The sequence below is a fragment of the Chromobacterium sp. CCUG 76385 genome, assembly GCF_059916625.1.
In genome coordinates this window covers 1-6,257 of sequence record NZ_JAUCGU010000058.1, presented here as the reverse complement: position 1 = coordinate 6,257, position 6,257 = coordinate 1, and the positions used below count along the sequence as shown (strand labels likewise).

Sequence of the window (6,257 nt, the reverse complement as noted above, 5' to 3'; positions counted from 1 at the left end):
TGCGGGAATAGCTCAGTTGGTAGAGCGCAACCTTGCCAAGGTTGAGGTCGCGAGTTCGAGCCTCGTTTCCCGCTCCAGAATCAAGCTTGAAACAATTTGCACCGCGGGAATAGCTCAGTTGGTAGAGCGCAACCTTGCCAAGGTTGAGGTCGCGAGTTCGAGCCTCGTTTCCCGCTCCAAATTCAAATGGATCAGATATAATCTGGTCGATACGCCGGTTACGGCGGGGTAGCAAAGTGGTTATGCAGCGGATTGCAAATCCGTCTACGCCGGTTCGATTCCGACCCCCGCCTCCAGATAAAACCCCGTAAGTCAAAGACTTACGGGGTTTTTCTATTGTCTTGTTCAATTCCTTCCGGGCGGTTTTTACCATCTCTTTTTCTGGTCAGGTGGTTTCCATTTCCACTGCCAGCGCCGCAAGCAACATTTGCGAAGATATCTCCATGAGGCGCGTTTTCATGCCCTATCAACCGCGGCAGTCTGCGCAGCAAGCGTGAATTTACCGGCCGGCCTTTAGTCAGACTCTATTCAATCAAGACAATCACCCATGGGCCGCAGGATAAGTCCCATGGACAAAGGAGAAGGCTCGATGATCAATCGCAGGCAGTTTTTGTATCGTGGCGGCCTGGCGCCGCTGGCCTGCGCCGCCACGGGAGGCGTGCTGACGAACAGGGCATGGGCGGCGGAGGTGCCGACGGCGGATTGGATCGATGAGTCGATAGCGTCGGCTAGCCAGGACTCTCGCGTCCGGACGCTGGTGTTTCATTACACTGCCGTCGATTACCCGACTTCGCTGCGTCTGCTGACCGACGCGCAGTACCGCGCCAGCGCGCACTATCTGGTGCCGGACGCTCAGACCCTTGCACGCAAGCCTGCCGTGTTGCGCCTGGTGCCGGAGGCGCGGCGGGCCTGGCATGCCGGCGACAGCTATTGGCAGGGCGTGCGTTATCTGAATACCGGCTCAATCGGCATCGAGATCGTCAACCTGGGGTATCCATCGCCGCAGCAGGATGAATGGCCGCTGATGCAGCGGACATGGTTTGACTTTTCAGAAGAGCAGATCGCTCTGCTTGGCAGGCTGGCGTCCGATATCGTGGCGCGGCACCAGATCCAGCCGAGCAATGTGGTGGGGCATGCGGACATCTCGCCGGGCCGCAAGGTCGATCCGGGGCCGAGGTTTCCATGGGAGCGGCTGTATCGCGATTTTGGCATCGGCGCCTGGCCGGACGATGAGGACATCGCGCACTTCCTGCCGCGGCAATCGGCGCAGCCGGATGTGGCGAGCTGGCAGCGGCGATTGTCGGCCTACGGTTACGATGCGCCGCAAAGCGGCGTGCTGGACGCCGCCACGCGCGCGGCGATCGCGGCGTTCCAGATGCACTTTCGTCCGGCGCGCTTTGACGGCGAGCCGGATGCCGAGTCGTCGGCCAGGCTCGATGCGCTATTGCGCAAATATGTCGACCCCGAGCACGCCGCCGATAAAGCCGAACATCCTTGAGGCCATGGGCGTGATGCGCCGTGGTTACGCTAGTTACAGGGTAGGCGGTTTACGTCGCAGTCAGCGGTTTGTAATGTGGCGGAACGTTTTCCTTTCATGGCATCGCGCCGCGCAGATCCTGTGCGCCGGGAGCGGATGCCAAGTCCGTCAAGGAGTCTTTCTCTGATGCGTATCCAAAAATCGTCGGCGCTGGCCGGCTTGTTGGGCTGCCTTTTCCTGTATTCCGGTTTGACCAGAGCGGCGGAGAGTGCGCCGCCGGCCATTGCTCAGGTGGTGGATGCAACGATTCCGCCCTTGATGAAGACTCACGACATACCCGGCATGGCGGTAGCGGTGCTGGCCAATGGCCGGATGTACTTCTTCAATTATGGTTTGGCATCGAAACAGAGCCGCCAGCCGGTCACGCGGGACACGCTGTTTGAACTTGGCTCCATCAGCAAGACTTTTACCGGCATCTTGGGCGGCTATGCGCTGAGCCAAGGCAAACTGTCGCTGTCCGATACGGCCGGCAGCCGCTTGCCGGCGCTGCAGGGCAGCGCCATCGGCCAGGCTACGCTATTGCAATTGGCGACGTATACCGCAGGCGGCCTGCCGCTGCAGTTTCCGGATGCCGTAAGCAGCCGGCAGCAGGCGATTGGCTATTACCAGGCTTTCCGTCCGGCTTTCGCGGCCGGAGAGCGCCGCCTGTATTCCAACCCCAGCATCGGCCTGTTTGGTTATCTGGCTGCGCAAAGCCTGGGGCAGCCGTTCGATCAGGCGATGGAGAGGATGCTGTTGCCCAAGCTCGGACTGAGCAGCACCTATATCCGGGTGCCGGCGTCCCAGATGGAACGCTATGCCTGGGGCTATGCCCGCGATGGCAAGCCGGTGCGGGTGGGACCGGGCGCGTTCGACTCCGAGGCTTACGGCATCAAGTCCAGCGCGGCGGATATGGCCAAATACATGGCGGCCAATTGGGGCGATGTCCGCGATGCCGATTTACGCCAAGCGCTGGACGCCAGCCATGCCGCTTATTACCGGACGGGCGACTTGGAGCAGGGCTTGGGTTGGGAGGGCTACCGCTATCCGGTGAGCTTGCCGCGCTTGCTGGCCGGCAACGCCAATGAAATGGCTTTCCAGCCGCAGCCTGTCAGCTGGCTGACTCCTGCGCGGCCGGCCAAGGAGGCGGTGTTGTTGAACAAAACCGGCTCCACCAATGGTTTTGGCGCGTATGTGGCAGTGGTGCCCTCGCGCAAAATCGCAGTGGTGATGCTGGCCAACCGCAATTATCCGAATGCGGCGCGCGTGACGGCGGCTTATCGCATCCTGGCGGTGCTGGATTCGGCAGGACTGTCCTGATTGTCAGTATCTGTTGTCAATAAGCAGTGACGGCATGCCGCTTGGCTTCGCCTCAAGGCAGTGCTTGTCGAGTAGGGGGAAATTACGTTGTGCTGTTTGGATATGGCGTGGTTTCCCTGCTATTTAGGCTTTGAATCCTTGATATTTGATGGATCTTTCTCATTAAGCTGCTGTCTTTTTGTATATAAAAAATTAAAAATGTAAATTGCTGCTTTGTAATGAGAATGAGTAAGATATCTGTATATTATCGACTTGTAATGTTGATCCTTTTCATTGAGGACATTGTCTTTTCCGTACCAAGCCGGCCTGACGCGCGTTGACAGTTTTTTCCTTTCTGGTTAAAGTGCTGCTCCATCCGCGTTGTGGCAATTCTTTAAAATCAGGCTGTTGTCTTCAGTGTTCCCGCTGTTACCTCTGCTGATCTGGAATTTCCTCCCAGTATCTGAATTTGCCAGTTGCCTGCAACATTCCAGGCCCGCGCGGCAAGGATTCTTGATATTTAAAATGCATTGTCAGCCCAGTTTTGCTGGGCTACAATCGCCTGCTCTGTAGCGGCCCCGGTGGTGAAATTGGTAGACACAAGGGACTTAAAATCCCTCGGCTTCGGCTGTGCCGGTTCGATTCCGGCCCGGGGCACCACGCTGAGTAAGGGCGCGATGATGATTCTGCTAGGCGGGCATGCTGTCAGGTTTAATCTGGCAGCATTAAAATGACGCCAAGCGGCGCCCATCGTCTAAACTGGACAAGTGGCCGGTTGCATCACGCCTCTTGATTGGGCAGCATGCGCTGTCTTTAGCATCAATGGATCTAGATAGAAGTTCATGAAGCCAAATACTGAAACGGCACTCGGTGCTGCTCTCAAGTCTGCTGTTCAAAGCTTGTCCAAGAAAAAGCAGACCGAGATGATCGCAGATCACATTTACGGCAAGTTCGACGTGTTTCGTCAGTTCCGGCCCTTGGCGCTCGGCATTCACGAGAGCCTGATCGCTTCGCTCCCCCAGTTCGACTCCGCGTTGATCTCGCGCGTGGTGGCCAACCACTGCCGCAAGCCGCGTTATCTGAAGTCTCTGGCGCGCGGCGGCAAGCGCTTCGACCTGAGCGGCAAGCCGCAAGGCGAGGTGAGCGCGGAAGAGAAACGCGCCGCCGAGTTGCAGATGCAGCCGAAGAACGCCGCTCCGGCAGAAGAGGCCGCCCAGGCGCAGCCCACGCCGGCTGACGCGGCGCCTGCGCAGCAGCAGGAAGGCCAGGCCGAATCCTGAGCCGTGACGCCTGCTTGCGAAAGCCCTGTCTTGTGACAGGGCTTTTTGCATTTTGGGTCTTGAAATGCGCGGAACACCCACCATCTTGCCGCTATCGCCAACCTCAATAACATTGACGACCATGAGTGCACAGAAAGAAACCCTGGGTTTTCAGACCGAAGTGAAACAGCTGCTGAAGCTGATGATCCACTCCTTGTATTCCAACAAGGAGATCTTCCTGCGTGAACTGATCTCCAATGCGTCGGACGCGGCCGACAAGCTGCGCTTCGAGGGCATGGCCAAGCCGGAGCTGTTCGAGGAAGATCCGGAGCTGAAGATTCGCATCACCTTCGACAAGGACGCCCGCACCGTCACCATCGCCGACAACGGCATCGGCATGAGCCGCGACGAAGTGGTGGCCAATATCGGCACCATCGCCAAATCCGGCACCAAGGCCTTCTTCGAGCAGCTGTCCGGCGACGCCAAGAAGGATGCCAACCTGATCGGCCAGTTCGGCGTCGGCTTCTACTCCGCTTTCATCGTGGCCGACAAGGTGACGCTGACCACCCGCCGCGCCGGCGAAACCGTGGCCACCCGCTGGGAGTCGCACGGCGAGGGCGAATACACGCTGGAGCAGGTGGAAAAAGCGGAGCGCGGCACTGAGATCGTGCTGCACCTGAAGGAAGGCGAAGACGAGCTGCTGAACGATTGGCGCCTGAAAGGCATCGTCCGCAAGTACTCCGACCACATCTCCATCCCGATCGAAATGAAGAAGGGCGCCGGCTACGGCGAGAACGGCGAAGTGACCAACAGCGACGAGCTGGAAGTGGTCAACTCCGCCTCCGCGCTATGGACCCGTTCCAAGAACGAGATCACCGACGAGCAGTACCAGGAATTCTACAAGCACGTCGCCCACGACTTCACCGATCCGCTGGCCTGGAGCCATGCTCGCGTAGAGGGCCGCCAGGAATACACCGAGCTGCTGTACATCCCGTCGCGCGCCCCGTTCGATCTGTACGACCGCGAGCGCAAGCAGGGCGTCAAGCTGTACGTGCGCCGCGTCTTCATCATGGAAGACACCGAAAAGCTGATGCCGCACTACCTGCGCTTCGTGCGCGGCGTGATCGACAGCAACGACCTGCCGCTGAACGTATCGCGCGAAATCCTGCAAGAGAGCAAGGATATCGACGCCATTCGCGCCGGTTGCGTCAAGAAGGTATTGGGCTTGCTGGAAGACCTGTCCGCCAATCAGCCGGAAAAGTACGCCGCGTTCTGGAAGGAATTCGGCCAGGTGCTGAAGGAAGGCGTGGGCGAAGACTTCGCCAACAAAGAGCGCATCGCCAAGCTGCTGCGCTTCACCACCACCGCATCCGAGGGCGAGGAGCCTACCGTCACGCTGGCCGACTATATCGGCCGCATGAAGGAAGGCCAGGACAAGATCTACTACATCACCGCCGATACGCTGGCGGCGGCCAAGAACAGCCCGCACCTGGAAGTATTCAAGAAGAAGGGCGTGGAAGTGCTGCTGCTGACCGACCGCGTCGACGAATGGGTGGTCGGTTCGCTGTTCGAGTTCGACGGCAAGCAGCTGCAATCGGTCGCCAAGGGCGCGCTGGACTTGGGCAAGTTGGAAGATGAAGCCGACAAGGAAGCGCAGAAGCAGGTTGAGGAGGCGTCCAAGCCGGTGGTGGAAAAAGTGCAGAAAGCGCTGGGCGACAAAGTGAAGGAAGTGCGCGCCACCGCCCGTCTGGTGGAAAGCCCGGCCTGCCTGGTGGCAGGCGAGCACGATATGAGCGCCCACCTGGAACGCATGCTGAAGGCAGCTGGCCAGAAGGTGGAAGGCAGCAAGCCGACGCTGGAGATCAACCCGGAACATGTGCTGGTGAAAAAGCTGGCCGAAGAATCCGACGAGGCCCGCGCCGGCGATCTGGCCGCCGTGCTGTACGACCAGGCCTTGCTGGCCGAGGGCGGCAAGCTGGAAGACCCGGCTTCCTTCGTCAAGCGCATCAACAAGCTGATGCTGGAGCTGTCGGCCTGATAGCCTGGCAATCCGCTAGAACATTTCCTGTTCCGAAGAAACCGCCCTTTCGCAGGGCGGTTTTTTTATGGCTATGTCCCAATTGTAAGTTGGTAGCCTCTCCCCACCGCTTCCTGCAAACAATGCACAGGTTGTATCTGCTGAT

Annotated in this window: 4 protein-coding genes and 4 tRNA genes; all 8 read left to right on the top strand. The window is 59.0% G+C overall.

Translation table 11 applies throughout. The features are described from left to right. Nucleotide 1: 1 nt before the first annotated feature. The 8 genes from QUG01_RS19740 to htpG all read left to right on the top strand — a co-directional run bounded on the left by QUG01_RS19740 (nt 2) and on the right by htpG (nt 6,112). Nucleotides 2-77: transfer RNA gene (locus QUG01_RS19740), tRNA-Gly, on the top strand. 26 nt (nt 78-103) lie between these two features. Then, nucleotides 104-179 (top strand) — tRNA-Gly (locus QUG01_RS19735). A gap of 43 nt (nt 180-222) precedes the next feature. Then, nucleotides 223-296, top strand: a tRNA-Cys gene (locus tag QUG01_RS19730). A 272-nt stretch (nt 297-568) separates the two neighbouring features. Then, nucleotides 569-1,498, top strand: a complete 930-nt coding sequence (locus QUG01_RS19725; protein WP_500831579.1) for an N-acetylmuramoyl-L-alanine amidase — start codon at nt 569-571, stop codon at nt 1,496-1,498. 165 nt (nt 1,499-1,663) lie between these two features. Continuing rightward, the gene (ampC, locus tag QUG01_RS19720) at nt 1,664-2,836 is read left to right on the top strand and encodes a class C beta-lactamase (RefSeq protein WP_500831578.1); all 1,173 of its coding nucleotides are present in this window, start codon (nt 1,664-1,666) and stop codon (nt 2,834-2,836) included. A gap of 554 nt (nt 2,837-3,390) precedes the next feature. Further along, nucleotides 3,391-3,475 (top strand) — tRNA-Leu (locus tag QUG01_RS19715). 182 nt (nt 3,476-3,657) lie between these two features. Then, nucleotides 3,658-4,095, top strand: coding sequence for a ProQ/FINO family protein (locus tag QUG01_RS19710; RefSeq protein ID WP_500831577.1), 438 nt, complete (start codon nt 3,658-3,660; stop codon nt 4,093-4,095). A gap of 121 nt (nt 4,096-4,216) precedes the next feature. Continuing rightward, nucleotides 4,217-6,112, top strand: a complete 1,896-nt coding sequence (gene htpG, locus QUG01_RS19705; protein ID WP_500831576.1) for a molecular chaperone HtpG — start codon at nt 4,217-4,219, stop codon at nt 6,110-6,112. Nucleotides 6,113-6,257: the final 145 nt, after the last annotated feature.